At 69.7% G+C, this 15,284-nt stretch carries 14 protein-coding genes; 10 read left to right on the top strand and 4 right to left on the bottom strand.

The window, feature by feature from the left end; genetic code table 11:
• Nucleotides 1-16 precede the first annotated feature (16 nt).
• Nucleotides 17-442 (top strand): DUF7684 family protein, encoded by a 426-nt coding sequence (locus LO55_RS14850; RefSeq protein ID WP_071362041.1) that lies wholly within the window; start codon nt 17-19, stop codon nt 440-442.
• Between the two features lie 16 nt (nt 443-458).
• Here LO55_RS14850 and LO55_RS14845 read toward each other — a convergent pair whose 3' ends face one another.
• Nucleotides 459-875 (bottom strand): DUF1810 domain-containing protein, encoded by a 417-nt coding sequence (locus tag LO55_RS14845; RefSeq protein ID WP_005666494.1) that lies wholly within the window; start codon nt 873-875, stop codon nt 459-461.
• Between the two features lie 65 nt (nt 876-940).
• Here LO55_RS14845 and LO55_RS14840 point away from each other — a divergent pair, with 65 nt between their 5' ends.
• From LO55_RS14840 to LO55_RS14830, 3 genes are all read left to right on the top strand, one after another.
• Nucleotides 941-1,162, top strand: coding sequence for a DUF3820 family protein (locus LO55_RS14840; RefSeq protein ID WP_071362040.1), 222 nt, complete (start codon nt 941-943; stop codon nt 1,160-1,162).
• A gap of 73 nt (nt 1,163-1,235) precedes the next feature.
• Nucleotides 1,236-1,634: a response regulator transcription factor gene (locus tag LO55_RS14835; protein ID WP_005666489.1), complete on the top strand. Its 399-nt coding sequence runs from the start codon at nt 1,236-1,238 to the stop codon at nt 1,632-1,634.
• A 50-nt stretch (nt 1,635-1,684) separates the two neighbouring features.
• The gene (locus tag LO55_RS14830; protein ID WP_071362039.1) at nt 1,685-3,001 is read left to right on the top strand and encodes a hypothetical protein; all 1,317 of its coding nucleotides are present in this window, start codon (nt 1,685-1,687) and stop codon (nt 2,999-3,001) included.
• A 16-nt stretch (nt 3,002-3,017) separates the two neighbouring features.
• Here LO55_RS14830 and LO55_RS14825 read toward each other — a convergent pair whose 3' ends face one another.
• Nucleotides 3,018-5,300, bottom strand: a complete 2,283-nt coding sequence (locus tag LO55_RS14825) for an ATP-binding protein (protein WP_071362038.1) — start codon at nt 5,298-5,300, stop codon at nt 3,018-3,020.
• Nucleotides 5,301-5,536: 236 nt separating this feature from the next.
• Between LO55_RS14825 and ribA the strand changes: the two genes are divergently transcribed.
• From ribA to LO55_RS14810, 3 genes are all read left to right on the top strand, one after another.
• A complete protein-coding gene (ribA, locus tag LO55_RS14820; RefSeq protein ID WP_071362037.1) occupies nt 5,537-6,235 on the top strand; it encodes a GTP cyclohydrolase II in 699 nt (232 codons plus the stop codon).
• 73 nt (nt 6,236-6,308) lie between these two features.
• Nucleotides 6,309-7,766: a S1 family peptidase gene (locus LO55_RS14815; RefSeq protein WP_071362036.1), complete on the top strand. Its 1,458-nt coding sequence runs from the start codon at nt 6,309-6,311 to the stop codon at nt 7,764-7,766.
• Entirely contained in the window at nt 7,763-8,797 is a 1,035-nt protein-coding gene (locus tag LO55_RS14810) for an FHA domain-containing protein (RefSeq protein ID WP_083415334.1), read from the top strand. Before LO55_RS14815 ends, LO55_RS14810 begins: the two co-directional genes overlap by 4 nt.
• 38 nt (nt 8,798-8,835) lie before the next feature.
• On the opposite strand, the gene LO55_RS14805 is transcribed toward LO55_RS14810, so the two are convergent.
• Nucleotides 8,836-11,286 (bottom strand): hybrid sensor histidine kinase/response regulator, encoded by a 2,451-nt coding sequence (locus LO55_RS14805; protein WP_083415333.1) that lies wholly within the window; start codon nt 11,284-11,286, stop codon nt 8,836-8,838.
• A 130-nt stretch (nt 11,287-11,416) separates the two neighbouring features.
• Between LO55_RS14805 and LO55_RS14800 the strand changes: the two genes are divergently transcribed.
• From LO55_RS14800 to LO55_RS14790, 3 genes are all read left to right on the top strand, one after another.
• Entirely contained in the window at nt 11,417-12,487 is a 1,071-nt protein-coding gene (locus tag LO55_RS14800) for a sensor histidine kinase (RefSeq protein WP_229410145.1), read from the top strand.
• Complete coding sequence (locus LO55_RS14795) at nt 12,475-13,200, top strand: LytR/AlgR family response regulator transcription factor (protein ID WP_071362033.1); 726 nt, start codon at nt 12,475-12,477, stop codon at nt 13,198-13,200. The genes LO55_RS14800 and LO55_RS14795 overlap by 13 nt, the downstream gene beginning before the upstream one ends.
• Nucleotides 13,201-13,279: 79 nt before the next feature.
• A complete protein-coding gene (locus tag LO55_RS14790) occupies nt 13,280-14,500 on the top strand; it encodes an acyltransferase family protein (RefSeq protein WP_071362032.1) in 1,221 nt (406 codons plus the stop codon).
• Here LO55_RS14790 and LO55_RS14785 read toward each other — a convergent pair whose 3' ends face one another.
• Nucleotides 14,501-15,088 carry a phasin family protein gene (locus LO55_RS14785; protein WP_071362031.1) on the bottom strand — a complete coding sequence of 196 codons (588 nt, stop codon included), beginning with the start codon at nt 15,086-15,088 and terminating at the stop codon, nt 14,501-14,503. It lies immediately after the preceding gene.
• Nucleotides 15,089-15,284: the final 196 nt, after the last annotated feature.

The following is a 15,284-nucleotide window of genomic DNA, read 5'->3' as shown; positions in this document are numbered from 1 at the left end:
ATTCGACCATCCCATCATGCAAGCACACAAAGCCCATTACCTGCAGCTGCGTCCCCACGACGCCCTGCCCGACCTCAAGCACCTGGCGCCGTTCATGGCCGTGGTCGTGATCGACGACGACAGCGACGAGATGTGGCGCTGGGACGTCGCGCGCTGGCTGGTCGATTCCGGCTGCCGCTACATGCTGGCCTGGGGCAAGGAATGCGCGAGCTGGAACGAGGCGGTCGAGGATGCCGCCCTGGAAGCGTTCGACTACGAAGACGTGGCGCCGGAACAGGCCGTGCTGACGACCGCGCACGAGGATGAGGACCTGGACGAAGTGTTCTGGTTCGCGCGCCACCGCGCCAGCCACCCGGCGCTGCGCTTTTCCACCGCGGTGATCCTGCATGTGGCCGTGCGCGGCCGGCCCGACGAATTGCTGGCGCAGTTCGCCGACGCCTGAGCCGCCGGTCCGATCCCTACACCCGCGCCAGCGTTTCCGGGTCGGCCTCGCCGTCGAAATACTTGTCGATGCAGGCCTGGAACACGGCTTCGTCGGGCGCCACGTCGGCGAACAGGGTCATCGACGAGCGGAATTTCAGCTCGTCCGGATGGCCGAAAATCTCGTGCGCAGTCGGCCCGTCGAGCGCGGCGACGATGCCGGCGCATTCGCGCAGGCGCCGGCCCAGCACCGGATGGGCCAGGTAAGCCGCCGCCTCGTCCTCGGAGCCGATGGCATAGCGCTGCGCCATCTCGCTGCTGCCCAGCCCCTTGAACTGCGGAAAAACGAACCACATCCAGTGGCTGCGCTTGTGCCCTGCCCGCAATTCGGCCAGCACATTGGCGTAGACCGGCTCCTGCGCCTCGACGAAGCGCGTCAGGTTGAAGTCATCCATGATGTTTCCCTCCCCTTGTCACCGAAATGCTACAACGCCGTCGTTGTTTGCTAAAGTGCCGCACGATGAACGCCGAACACCTCTCCCTCCTCCTCGTGCGCGAAATGCCCTACGGGAAATATAAAGGCCGCAAACTGGCCGACCTGCCGGGCCATTACCTGGGCTGGTTCGCGCGCGAAGGGTTTCCACGCGGCGAGCTCGGCCAATTACTGGCCCTGATGGTCGAACTCGACCACAATGACTTGCGCGGCCTGCTCGATCCGCTGCGTGGACCGTCGACTAGGTGATACCCTCTAGCAATACACACGCCAATATCCTCCTGGGCATCGGTATAATCGAACATTCAACGAAGAATCCGCCATGCTCAACGAACACGCTCCCGCGCCCCTGGTGCTGGTGGTCGAGGACGACGACCACATTGCCCAGGTATTGCGCTTCATGCTCGAACGCCAGGGTTACCGCGTCCTGCACCTGGCCGACGGCCGCGCCGCGAGCGAGTACGTGGCCGCCAGTCCGGAAATTCCCGACCTGGTGCTGATGGACGTGATGCTGCCCCATCTCGACGGCTTCGAGATCGTCGCCCTGGCCCGTGCGCGCGCCGAGTGGGCGGCGGTGCCGATCCTCATGCTGACCGCCAAGAACACCGAGCGCGACACCGTGCGCGCGCTCGACGCCGGCGCCAACGACTTCGTCAGCAAGCCGTTCCAGCCCAACGAATTGCTGGCGCGCGTGCGGCGCCTGCTGTTGCCGGCCGCCTGAGTATCCCTAAGCGGGCGCTGCGAATCGTCCGGCTCGCTTACACTCGGGGCATGTCGCGCTCCATTTTCCTGCTTCCGCTTCTGCTGTCATCGCTGTCCTTGCCGGCCCAGGCCGCCACCTTGCTGCTGTGCCCCGGCGCTCCGCTCGCCTCGCCCGGCGCCGTGACCGAGGACTACACCACCGCCATGGGCGCCCGCATGCGCGCCATCGTCACCGAAGCGCCGGGCAAGCCCGATCCCGGCTGCCGCGCCGTGCCGCTCAAGGTGGCCGCCAGCGGCGTCCAGGCGCTGCACTTCCTGCCATTGGACGCGGCGCCGGGCGAGACGATCCTGCTGCGCGGCGAACAAAGCGGCAAGGAGTTCACCGTCACCGGCCACACGCTGGGCGCGCCGCCGCCCCTGCCCGCCTCGCAGCCGGGCCTGGCCACGCAAGCCCCGCTCGACGCCGCCGACGTGCGCCGCCGCGCGCCGCGCGCCACCTGGGCCTGGAGCCCGAACGCCTGGCGCGAACGCGCCGACGCCATGCTCGACTGGGCCGCGGAGCAAGGCATGGGCGAATTGTTCATCAACGTGCCGGTGCGCGCCGGCACGGTCGCCGAGCCGCAGGCATTGGCGGCCTTCGTGCGCCAGGCGGACAGCCGCGGCATCGCGGTGACCGCCTTCGAGGACGGGCCGGACCTGATCCTGCCGACCGCGCGCGCCGACGCCGTCGGCCGCATGCGCGCCTATGCCGCCTATAACGCGCAGGCCGGCGCGCGCGCGCGCCTGAAGGGCGTCCAGTTCGACGTCCAGCCCCAACTGCTCGATCCCGACAAGCTGCCGAAGGCGGCGCGCGACAACCATTACCTCGACCTGCTGGCCGCGCTGCGCGGGGCCGCCGGCACGATGCGGCTCGAGGCCGTGGCGCCGGCCGCCTGGAGCGGCGAGGACGCGCTGCTGCGCGGCCTGGCGCGCCATGTGGATGCGCTGACGGTGCGCACCTACCGCACCGACCCCGATGAGATACGGCGCCATGCGGCGCCCTTCCTGGACTGGGGTGTCCAGCACGGCAAGCGGGTGCGCATCGCGCTCGAGGCCGGACCGGCCGGCGCCGGCGTGGAACGCCAATACCGGCGCCTGGGGCCGGGCGCCAAAGGCGACCTCTTGATGTTCGACCTCGACGGCCAGAAGGTGCTGATGCTGCTGCAGGTGCCCGCGGCCCAGGACGAGGCGCAGGCCTACGCGCTGGCCGACCGGCGCGAGATCGCCGGCTCGGCCACCACCTTCCACTTCGACAAGCCCGCGCTGATGCGCCTGCTGCCGCGGCTTGAACAGTCCTTTGGCGCGTGGAAGAGCTTCGGCGGGATGGCGGTGCACGCGCTGCGCTAGCGCGCTCGCGCGCCAGTCACCCCAGCGGCAACTCCACCGTAAACCGCGTCCCCAGCCTGGCCCGGGTCTCGAAGCCGATCGTGCCGCCGTGCTCCTCGACGATCGCCTTGCTGATGCTCAGCCCCAGCCCGGTGCCGCCGCGCTGGCGCGTGTCGTGGGCGTCGGCCTGGGCGAAGCGTTCGAACACGCGCGCCTGGAACGCGGGCGGGATGCCCGGCCCCTCGTCGGTCACGCTCAGGCGCGCCCAGCCCGGCCGCTGCGCCAGGCCCACCGTCACCGTCTGGCCGGACGGCGTGAACTTGATCGCGTTCGACAGCAGGTTGCTCAGCACCTGCACCAGGCGGTCATGGTCGATCGCGGCCTGTACCCCTTCGGCGCCCGGCGGCAGGTCGAGCCGCAGCGCGACGCCGGCCTGGCGCGCCTGGCCCTCCATCGCCTCGGTCGCGTGCCGCAGCACCGGCGCCAGCGGCTGCACGCTGCGCCGGTATTCCATCTGGCCCGCCTCGATCTTCTGGATGTCGAGCAGGTCGTTCACCATCCGCATCAGGCGGTCGCAGCTCTGGCTGGCGATGTGCAGCAGCTTGGCCACGTCCGGCGGCAATTCGCCGGCCATGCCGGTGTCGAGCAGCGACAGCGAGGCGTGGATCGAGGTGAGCGGCGTGCGCAGCTCGTGCGAGACGGTGGACACGAATTCGCTTTTCATGCGCTCGACCTTCTTGCGCTCGGAGATGTCGTGCAGGAAGATGCTGAAGAAGGCATCCGCGCCCTCGCCCGCCAGCGCCACCGTGGTCTCGACCGTGAATTCCGCGCCCTGGCGGTTGACCACGATCCGCTCCAGGCGCCGGTCATACGAAAACGCCGCGCCCTGGTGGAAGCCGCGCAGCGCCTTGGCGATGCTGGCGCGGTAGCGCTCCGGCAGGATCATCTCGGCCAGCGGCCAGCCGACCGCCTCGTGGCGGCTCCAGCCGAACATGCGCTCGGCGGCCGGATTCCAGTCGAGGATCATGCCGCGCTGGTCGGCCGCGATGAAGGCGTCCTGCGCCGCCCCGACGATGGTGGCCATGCGCTGCTCGCTGGAGCGCACCGAGGCCAGCGCGCGCTCCAGTTCCAGGGTGCGCTGCTCGACCCGCTGTTCGAGGGTGTCGTTCAGCGCCTGCAGCTCGGCGCGCCGCTGCACCAGCGCCGTCACCAGCGCATTGAGCGCGCCGGAGAGCTGGCGCACTTCGGTATACCCGCGCCGCGCCGGCACCAGCTCCTGGCTGTCGCCGCGGCGCAGGCGGTCGGCCGACGCGGCCAGGGCCTGCAGGGGACGCGTGATGCGGCGCGCCAGCAGCAGGCCGGCCAGCGAGAACAGCAGCGCCAGCGCGGCGCCGCTCCACAAGGCGCGTTCGCGCAGCTCGCGCACCGGGCGGTAGGCGTCCTCGAGGTCCTGGCGCACCAGCACGTGCCAGCCCAGGCCCGGGTAGTCGCCCACCGCGCGCGTGGCGGCGTAGCCGACCAGGTAGTCGCGCCCGTCCTGCCAGCGCTCGGCCGCGTAGCCGGTGCGTCCCTGGCGCGCCTCGCCCAGGCTGGCCAGGTCGACCCTGGTGTCCTGCAGACCTTCGGGGCCCAGCAGCACCACGCCTTCGGCGCTGACGATCAGGGCCTGCACCCGGTTGCGCGCCTGCACCGGCGCGATGATCGAGCGTTCGACGTCGCGCGCCCACTCCCACGACAGGTGGGTGCCCAGCACGCCGGCCGGCTTGCCGTTCGCGTCCAGCCAGGGAAAGGCGACGTCCACGAAGCGGCGCGGCTCGCCTTCCTGCACCGGCAGCAGCTTGGCCAGCAGCACCGCCTCGTGCACGTCGCCGACGTAGGTGCCCTTCAGGGCATTGATGAACCAGGGCCGCTTGGCCACGTTCTTCCCTTCCAGCAGGCCGCGCGCCTCGGCCAGCACCGTACCGTCCAGCGCCGCCATGCCGATCCATTCGTAGTAGCCGTAGGTCGACTGCATGTCGCCCAGGATGCGGCGCCGCTCGGCATGCGAGGTGCCGGCGGCCACCAGGTCGCCGCGGCGCGCCATCAGGCGCACCTCCCGATAACGTTCATACATGCCGCGATCGAGCTTGTCGGCGGTCTGCATCGCCATCTCGCCCAGCCCGTTGCCGATGCTGCTCTTGACCTGGTCGGTGGCGGCGCGTTCGACCACCTCGACCAGCAGCAGGGTCAGGACCACGGTCAGCGCCGAGAACGTGAGGGCGAGCCAGGCGCCGAGGCCGCGCGGCGTCAAGCGAAGCAGAAAGCGGGAGAAGTTTGGCATGCGGAACCTGAAGTTATCTTCCAGCAGCGTATCACGGCCCTCGGGACCCTCGGCAATAGAAGACTTGGTCAATCGTGCGTCACGACCACATTCCATCCATAGTGCATGGCGGGTGCTGGTTCTTCCTTCGGGCAGAACACCCGGCGTGGCGAATGGAAAAGCGGGTGATTCCGCACGGCCATGCCCGATTTCCGGTAAACTTGACGGCTATAAGTACATCGATTGGAAACACCGTCATGCAAGCCACCGCCGCCGCCCTCACCCCGCCTTCCCTGCTGGACTATGCCACCTCGTGCGCGCTGCCGACGCCGTGGGCCCAGTTCACGCTGCACGCCTGGGTCGAGCCGGCCACCGGCAAGGAACACCTGGCGATGGCCCTGGGCGACCTGTCGACCGGCGAGCCGGTGCTGGCGCGGGTGCACTCCGAATGCCTGACCGGCGACGTGATGTTCTCGCAGCGCTGCGACTGCGGCGCCCAGCTCGAAGGCGCGCTGCAGCGCATCGCCGAGGAAGGCCGCGGCATCCTGCTCTACCTGCGCCAGGAAGGCCGCGGCATCGGCCTGGTCAACAAGATCCGCGCCTACCGCCTGCAGGAAGCCGGCGCCGACACGGTCGAGGCCAACCTGCAGCTGGGCTTCCATGCCGATGCCCGCAACTACGAGCTGTGCCGGCCGATGCTGGAACAGTTCGGCATCAAGTCGGTGCGCCTGATGACCAACAACCCGCGCAAGATCGACGCCCTGAACCGCATCGGCGTCACGGTCGCCGAGCGCGTGCCGCTGCTGGTCAACCGCAATGCCTACAACAACAGCTACCTGAACACCAAGCAGGCCAAGCTGGGCCACATGATGGCGCCGCTAACCGCCGTCGAACAGGGCGAAAAGGCATTGGTCGAGCCGGCCAATACCCCGGAATCGACGCCGACATTGCCGTAAACGTGCGCTAACGCGCGCAACGCTCGTTGATCCAGTGGCAAGATAGTATTTCATACTGCCATCAAACTATTGCATGAAACGAGCTGTCCTGGCACTCCTGCTGACCTGCATCGCCGTCGGCGCCGCCCTCGAGGCGACGTCGCCGCCGGCTGCTGCACAGCCACAGCCGCAGAACCTGACGCAACCGGCGCCGCGCGCGGCCCAGAACACGGCCGGCGCCACCGTCGGCGCGCCCCAGATGCCGGTCGACACCGCGCCCGCGGCCACGCCGAACGCGCCGCTGCCGGGCGAGACCGAGGCCCAGGACGCCCTGCCGGAGCCTTCGCTGGCGGCCCAGGACCTGTACGATTCCGCACGCGGCGACCTGCTGCAGATCCGCATGCTGCTCAAGAACGGCCGCACCCAGTCGACGGTCGGCTCGGGCTTCCTGGTCGGCACCAGCAACCTGGCGCTGACCAATTACCACGTGGTGTCGCAGATGGCGCTCGACCCCGCCATCTATACGGCCGAATACATCGACACCGACGGCAATACCGGGCCGGTCGAACTGATGGCGGTCGACGTGCTGCACGACCTGGCGGTGGTGCGCATCAACCGCAACGGCAGCGGCTTCTTCAAGGTGCCCGAGCAACCGGTGCGGCTGCGCCAGGGGCAGCGCCTGTACTCGCTCGGCAATCCGCTCGACCTCGGCTTCGCGATCTCGGAAGGGGCGTATAACGGCGTGCTCACGCGCAGCTTTTACGATCGCCTGATCTTTTCCGGCCCGATCAACTCGGGCATGAGCGGCGGGCCGAGCGTGACCGCCAGCGGCACCGTGGCCGGCATCAACGTCTCGCGCCGGCGCGACGGCGAATCGGTCAGCTTCCTGGTGCCGGTCAAGCATGCGCAGGAGTTGCTGCGCAAGGTGGCCGAGCAGGCCGCGCCGCCGGCCGACTTCAATCCGCTGATCGGCAAGCAGCTGCTGGCGCACCAGGGCAATATGGTCGACAAGCTGCTCGAGGAACCCCTCACGCTCAAGGGCATGGGCCAGTACCTGGTGCCGGTGCGCGAATCGGGCGAGGTGCGCTGCTGGGGGCGCTCGAATGCCCGCGGCGCGGTCTACAGCACCGATTCGATGAGCTGCGTGATGCAGTCGGCGGTGTTCGTGTCGGACGTGCAGCAGACCGGCAACGTGGCCATGACCCACCAGTACATCCGCAGCGGCACCATGGACCCGATGCGCTTCGCGACGCTCGCCAGCGACACCTTCCAGGTGAACAACCTGGGCAGCACCGGCGACCCGCGCCTGACCAAGCCGTTCTGCACCGAGCGCTTCGTGCATACCCGGACCCTGCCGCTGCGCGCCGTCACCTGCGTGCGCGCCTATCGCAAGTTCGAGGGCCTGTACAACTTCACCCTGCTCACGGCCAGCACCGACGCCTCGCAATCGAGCCTGCAGAGCCGCCTGGACGTGTCCGGCGTCTCGTATGAAAACGGCCTGCGCGTCACGCGCGCCTACCTGGGCGCCTTCGGGCGGAGTGGACGGCGATGAGCGAGCACACCAGCCAGCCATTGGACAGGCCGACGGGCGCGCCCGCCAGTGCGCCGATGGGCGGGCCACTGAGCGCCGAGTCGCTGCGCGGCCCGTGGACCATCGAGACCCTGGCCCGCAACGGCGAGGTGCTGCACCGCCACCGCGTGGCGGCGCTGCCGATCCGCATGGGCCGCGCCTACGACAACGACTTCATCGTCGACGACGATTACGCGGCCGCCCACCACGCCGTGGTCGAAGCCGGGCCGGATGGCCGCCTGCGGCTGCGCGACCTCGGCAGCCGCAACGGCATCGTGCACAAGAGCCGGCGCATCAAGGACGAACTGGCGCTCGACGGCGACACCGTGGTGCGCATGGGCCACACCTCGCTGCGCATCCGCGGCGCCGCGCACCGGGTCGCGCCGGAGATGGTCGACCGCACCATGCACGGCTGGGAGGGCATGCTGCCGGGCGGCGCCGGCATCGTGCTGGCCGTGCTGGCGGCGCTGCTGGTGGCCTGGCTGACCGACGCCAGCAACGACCTGGAGCGCTATGCCCTGTTCCCGGCTGCGGCCAGCGGCATCGGCCTGGCCTGGGCCGGCCTGTGGGCCTTCGGCAACCGCCTGTTCGGGCGCCGCGCGCGCCTCGGGCGCCACCTGTTCATCTATGGCTGCGCGCTGGCGGCGCTGGTGGGCCTGCGCCTGCTGGCCAGCGTGGTGGCCTATGCCTGGTCGCTCGAATGGCTGACCGCGTATGCCTCGCACGCGGCGGTGGCGACGGTGGCGGTGGCGGTCTACTTCCACCTCGCCACCGTCACGCCGCAGTACCGGCGCCGCCTGCGCCTGGCCTGCGGCGCGCTGGCGCTCCTGGTGTCGAGCCTGATCCTGGCCGGGAACATGCAGCGCCACGGCCGCACCGCCGACGAGCTGTACATGCCGGTGCTGCTGCCGCCCGAGCTGCGCGCCAGCCCGGACGTGCCGGTGGCCGATTACATCGACCAGGTGGGGGCGATGAAGAAAGAGATCGACGCCGAGCGTAGCGGTGGCAACTGAATGGCAGCTGAGCGGCAACTGAACGGTAAGCGGGCGCGCTAGCCGAGCTGGCCCAGCAGCCGGCTCAGCGTCCCGGCCGCGATCGGCTTGGTGAAGTGGTGGTCGAAACCGGCTTCGCGCGCGCGCAACTGGTCTTCGTCGGAACCCCAGCCGGTCACGGCGACGATGACCGTGCGCGCCAGCGCCGGCAGCGCGCGCAGCCGCGTCGCGAGCTCGTAGCCATTCATGCCCGGCATGCCGATGTCGAGGAAAGCGATGTCGGGCGTGAAGTCGCGCACCAGCGCCAGCGCGTCGCGGCCATTGGTCGCGCTGCGGATCTCGTGGGCGTTCATCTGCAGCAGCAGCGACAGGCTCTCGGCGGCATCGGTGTTGTCGTCCACCACCAGGATGCGGAAGCTGCGGCGCGGGACCGCGCGCTGCTCCTGCCGCGCCTCGGACAACATTTCGTCCGGCCCGGCGCCTGGTCGCGCGCCGAGCGGCAGGCGCACGGTGAAGGTGCTGCCCTGGCCGGCGCCGGCGCTGTCCACCTCGATGCGGCCGCCGTGCAGGGCCACCAGCTGGCGCACCAGCGACAGCCCGATGCCCAGCCCGCCCTGGGCCAGGCCGCCATGGTCGCCGACCTGGCTGAACATCTCGAAGATCGCCTCACGGTGCTCGGGCAGGATGCCGACGCCGCTGTCGCTCACCGCGATGGTCGCCATGCCCGTGGCCTCGCCCGCCGCCCCGCTCGCGCCCTTGCTCACGTCGAGGCGGATGTCGCCGCCGGGCGGGGTGTACTTGGCGGCGTTGGTCAGGAGGTTGCTCACCACCTGGGCGACGCGGATCGGGTCGATGTCCAGCAACAGCGGCTCGTGCCAGAGCCGCACGTCGAGCCGGTGGCGCGCGCCCTGGATGACCGCCGTGCTGGTCTCCACCGCGCTCGTCACCACCCGGTTGAGGTCGACCAGTTGCTTGCGGATCTCGATCTTGCCGCTGCTGACGCGGGCGACGTCGAGCAGGTCGTCGACCAGGTGCGACAGCTGGTGGGTCTGGCGCTCGAGCATCTCGCGCACGCGCGCCAGGGTGTCCGGATTGTCGGCGCGCAGGCGCATGATCTCGAGGCCGGTGCGGATGGTCGCCATCGGGTTGCGCAGTTCGTGCGCCAGCACCGCCAGGAACTCGCTCTTGCGCCGGCTCGCCTCCGACGCCTCGCGCGCCAGGCGCCGCATGTCTTCCTCGATGCGCTTGCGTTCGCTGGTGTCGCGAAACACCAGCGCCACGTGGCGCGCCTCGGGCGCGCCGATGCGCGAGGCGTTGACCTCGAACCAGCGTTCGAGCTTGGGCGAATATTCCTCGAACAGGATCGATTCGCCGGTGCGCGCCACCGCGCCGTAGCGTTCCAGCCAGACCGATTCGAGGCCGGGCGCCAGCTCGTGCACCGAGCGTCCCTTGGCGTCGGCAATGCCGCTCTGGATCGCGAACATCGGGTTCACTTCGATGAACACCAGGTCGCAGGGGGCGCCGCCGGCGTCGAATTTCACTTCCAGGATGCAGAAGGCTTCGTCGACCTCCTCGAACAGCTTGCGGTATTTTTCCTCGGACTCGCGCAGGGCCGCCTCGGCGCGCTTGACGCGGTCGATGTCGGTGACCACCGAGACCTGGCCGTTGACCTGTCCATCGGCATCGCGGACCGGCACCGAACTGATATGGGTCCAGACCTCGCGACCGTCGTCCTCGCGGTACAGGGCCTCCACGCCCGGCACGACGCGCTCGCCGCGCAGGGCGCGGGCGCCGGGGAAATCCTCGCGCGCCACCGGCGCGCCATCCTCGTCGAATATCGTCCAGCGCGCGAAGCCCCGCTCATCGCGCGACGGTATGCGGCGCGTCGGCAGGTAGTGCTCCATCGCGTCGTTCGCCAGCACGATCGCGCCGCTGGCGTCGCTGACGCCGACCCCGACCGGCAGGCTGTCGAACAGGGCCGACAAGCGCGCATCGCTCGCCCGCCGCGCCTGATCGGCGCGGCGCGCCTCGAGCACCCGGCCGGTGGTCTCGAAGGCGGTATGAACGAAACCGCCCGCCACGCCGTCGAGGCCGCGCAAGGGCACGTAGGATGCGGCGAACCAGCGCTGGCATTCCTGGTCTCCCGGCGGCAGCGTCACGCACAGGTCCTCGACATGGCCGGGCCGTCCCGCCATGGCGGCGTCGGCCAGCGGCTTGACCGCGGGCCACATGGTCGGCATGACCTCGCTCAGCGGCTTGCCGAGCGCGCCAGGATGGGCATGGCCGAGCAGCGCCGCATAGGCGTCGTTGTACAGCATCAGGTAGCGCTCGCTCCAGCACACCAGGGTCGGATGGGGGGCATCGAGCATCAGGTCGAGCGCCACCCGCAGCTCGACCGGCCAGCCGCCCGGCTCGCCCATGGGGCTGGAAGACCAGTCGTGGGCCGCAAGCAGGGTCCGCATCTGGCGCCGGTTATCGGCATCGTCGCTGTGGTGACCAGGAATGTTCATGGCCCATTGTCGCACGATGGGCTTGCGGGCACGGCAATGGTCACCAATTGTCACATTTACCACGGTGCGCCGTTTTGACAAGCGTGGGCCGATGCACGATGATCGGGTCTTTCTCAGCTGGACGCCATCCGTGCCCCCTTTTCCACAGCGCGCAAACCGCAGCCTCATCGTCGCCGGCATCGCCTGGATGCTGTTCTGGAGCCTGATGGTGCTGGTCGCGCTGGAAGACTATCGGCGCGACGGCGGCGCGGCGCTATGGCAACCGGTGTTGTGGGAGACCTCGTCCGCGGTGGTGGCCACGCTCCTGTTCCTGGTCCAGCGCCGGTCAAGCAGCGGCGACGATGCGCTGGTCGCCACGCCCCGGCGCTGGTTCGGCCGGCAACTGCGCTGGCTGCCGCTGTACTGGTTCGGCTTCACGCCCATCGTGTTCGCGATCCGGCACGGCATCTATGCGCTGGCCGGCGCCCGCTACGAGCACCAACCCTGGTCCGAGGTCTTCGTCTACGAGGCGCTCAAGATCTCGGTGTTCTTCGGGCTGTTCACGACGATCGGCTTCGGCCTCCTGTCCTACCGCGAGATGATGAAGGAGCGCGTGCGCGCCGAGCAGGCCGGCGCGTTGCTGCGCGAAGCCCAGCTCGAACGCCTGACGCGCCAGATGCAGCCGCACTTCCTGTTCAACGCGCTGAACACGATCTCTTCCCTGATGCATACCGACGTGGCGCGCGCCGACGCCACGCTGGTGCGCCTGGCCGACGTGCTGCGCGCCACCCTGGCCCTGGGCGAGCGCCCGCAGGCGCGCCTGCGCGACGAGCTGCGCCTGGCCCAGGGCTATGCGGCGGTGATGGCCGAGCGCTTCGAGGGGCGGGTGACGCTGGCGTGGGACGTCGACCCGGCCGCGCTGGACGTCATGCTGCCCGCCATCAGCCTGCAACCGCTGCTCGAGAACGTGTTCAAGCACACCGTTGGACGGCGCCGCGAGGCGACCGCGATCCGGGTCGCGGCCGCCGTCGACGGCGGCGCCATGGTGCTGCGGGTCGAGGACGACGGCGGCGTGCTGGACGAGTCGTGCACGCCCGGCATCACGGTGGCCAACCTGCGCACGCGGCTGGCCGCCCTGCACGGAGAACACGCGAGCCTGGCCTTGGTCGCATTGGCGCCGGCCGGCGTGCGCGCGGAAATGAGGCTGCCATGCGCCTGCTGATCGTCGACGACGAACGCCCGGCGCGCGACCGGCTGCGCCGCATGCTGGCCCTGGCGCCAGGCATCGCGTCGGTGCGCGAAGCGGTCGATGGCGTCGAGGCCCTGCGCATGGTCGAGAGCGAACGGCCGGATGCGCTGCTGCTCGATATCGAGATGCCGGAGCTCTCGGGCATCGACCTGGCCGCCTCGCTGCCGGCGCCGGCGCCGCTGGTGGTGTTCGTCACCGCCCATGAGGATTATGCGCTGCGCGCCTTCGACAGCGAAGCGGTGGACTATCTGCTCAAGCCCTTCGACCAGGAACGCCTGCACCGGGCGCTCGAACGGCTGCGCGCGCGACTGGCGGCGCCAGTGCAGGCGGCATCGCCGCCGCCCAGTCCCCCGCGCCAGTTGCTGGTGAGCGAACGCGGCGCGACGCGCGTGGTGCAGGTGGCCGATATCGAGTGGCTCGAGACGGCCGACAACTACGTGGCGCTGCACACGTGCGCCGGCGCCCCGCTGCTGCGCCAGACCCTCGGCGCCCTGCTCGGCCAGCTGGGAAGCGCCTTCATGCGCTGTCACCGGCGCGCGGCGGTGCGCCTGTCGGCCATCGACCGCATCGAGCCGCTCGACAAGGGCGATTGCGAACTGGTGCTGCGCAGCGGCGCGCGGGTGCCATGCAGCCGCCAGCACCGCCCCGCCCTGCTCGCACGCCTGGACCCGGCTCGCCCCACGTAAGGCCCGGTTCGCCCCCTGGCGCTGGCATCGATCCCGCCTGCGCGCGATGCTGGCGTCTCCATCATCACCAGAGCGCGCCATGCAGCCAACCACTTCCGCCGGCAATCATCGCCTGTATTTCCTCGACTGGGTCCGCATCCTGGCCTTCTTCGTGCTGATCGCCTACCACGTGGGCATGTACTACGTGAGCTGGGGCTGGCACGTGAAGAGTCCGCATGCCGGCGCCGGTCCGGAGCCGTTCATGCTGCTGTCCTCGCCGTGGCGCCTGAGCCTGCTGTTCTTCGTGGCCGGCGCGGCCTCGCATTTCTTGCTGCGCAAGATGGCGCCGGGGACCTTCGTGCGCCGGCGCAGCCTGCGCCTGCTGCTGCCGCTGCTGTTCGGCATGCTGGTCATCGTGCCGCCGCAGCCCTGGCTGGAGGTGGTCGAGAAACTCGGCTATGCCGACGGCTTCCTGGCCTTCATGCGCCTGTACCTCGTCGGCTACGGCGGCTTCTGCCAGGACGGCTGCCTGGTCCTGCCGACCTGGAACCACCTGTGGTTCGTCGCCTACCTGTGGGTGTACACGCTGGTGCTGGCCGCCTGCGCGGCATTGCTGGGCAACGCCCGCATCGAGGCGCTGGCCGCGCGCAGCGCCGGCATGGTGAGCGGCTGGAAGCTGATCGCGCTGCCGGCGCTGTTCCTGGCGATCGTGCGCATCCTGCTGGCCGACCGCTTCCCGAGCACCCACGCCCTGGTCGACGACTGGTTCAATCACGCCACCTACCTGCCGATGTTCCTGCTCGGCGCCCTGGTGGCGCGCAGCCGTCCGGTGTGGGAACACATGGAGAGCGTGCGCTGGAGCGCCCTCGGCATTGCGCTGGCCGGATGGGCCGCACTCGTGGCCTGGCACGCCGCCCCGCACCATGAACACAGCGCGCAGATGATGGCGTTCTGGGTCCCCGTGATGCGTTGCGTGTATGCGCTGTGCGCCTGGAGCGCCATCGTCGCCGCCTGCGGTTTCGCGCGCCGCCACCTGGACCGCGACGGGCCGGCGCGCCGCTACCTGACCGATGCGGTGTTCCCGGTCTATATCGCGCACCAGACCCTGATCGTGATGATGGCGCATGCCTTCAAGCCGCTTAACCTGGCGCCCGGCGTCGAGGCCCTGCTGCTGATGGTCCTGACCGCGACCGGCAGCTTCGCGCTGTACGAAGCCGTGCGCCGTATGCGCTGGGTGCGCCCGCTGTTCGGCCTGGCGCCAGAGGCGAGAACGGGAGGCATGCCGACGCCGGCGCACGGCCAGGCGACGGCGCTGCGCTGATCAGTGTGTCGCCAGCGCCTGGCGTCCCTGCTGGCCGGTCTGGAGCGCCTGCGTGGTCTGCTGGGCCGCCTGCTGGCTGGTCTGCTGGGCCGGCTGCGCCGCGCCGTCGGCGCGCGCGTGGCCTGCACCATCGGCGCGCGTGAACGGGTCGGTCATGGTGCGCAGCGCCTCCTGCTGGCTACGGATGCCGCGCTCGGTTTCCTCGGCCGAGGTGCGCGCCACCTCGTCGACCACGGCGCGCGCGGTGCGGGTGGTGGCCTGCACGTGCTGCTCGGCCACGCGCGCCAGCTCGACCTGGGCGTCGGTGGCCAGGCGCGAAATGTGCTGCTGGTAGGCGCGCAGCTTTTCGGTGGCCGGCTGGGCCCGCGCCGAGGCCGCGCCCAGCAGTTCGGACTGGCGGTCGACATTCAGCACGTGCTGGCCGGCCAGCGTGGTCTCCTCGAGCATGGTCTGGGCCAGCTGGATGTTGAGTTCACACATCTGCTGGAAGGAACGGAACAGGGATTTGGACATGTCGTTGACGAAGGCGGTCTGGGCGTCCAGGTGGGTGCGCACGGCCGGCGTCACGGATTGCGGAAACGGATACATGCAAAGCCTCTCTTTGAGTGGGATTGAACGTGAAATGAATGGGTTGCGTGCCTGGGCACGAACAACGAACATTAAAGCGCTACCGTCCCTGCACAGTTGAGGTGCACCAAACGTGCAGGCTCCCTGATATTCGGGCTGGCCCGATCCTTGCATGTCAGAAAGCACCCTGGATTCCAAGGGCTTTGTGGGAGGTAAA

This window comes from Massilia timonae (assembly GCF_001866515.1).
Lineage (GTDB): Bacteria > Pseudomonadota > Gammaproteobacteria > Burkholderiales > Burkholderiaceae_D > Telluria > Telluria timonae.
Note: the sequence above shows the minus strand (reverse complement) of the source record. Positions and strands in the feature narration are given on the sequence as shown.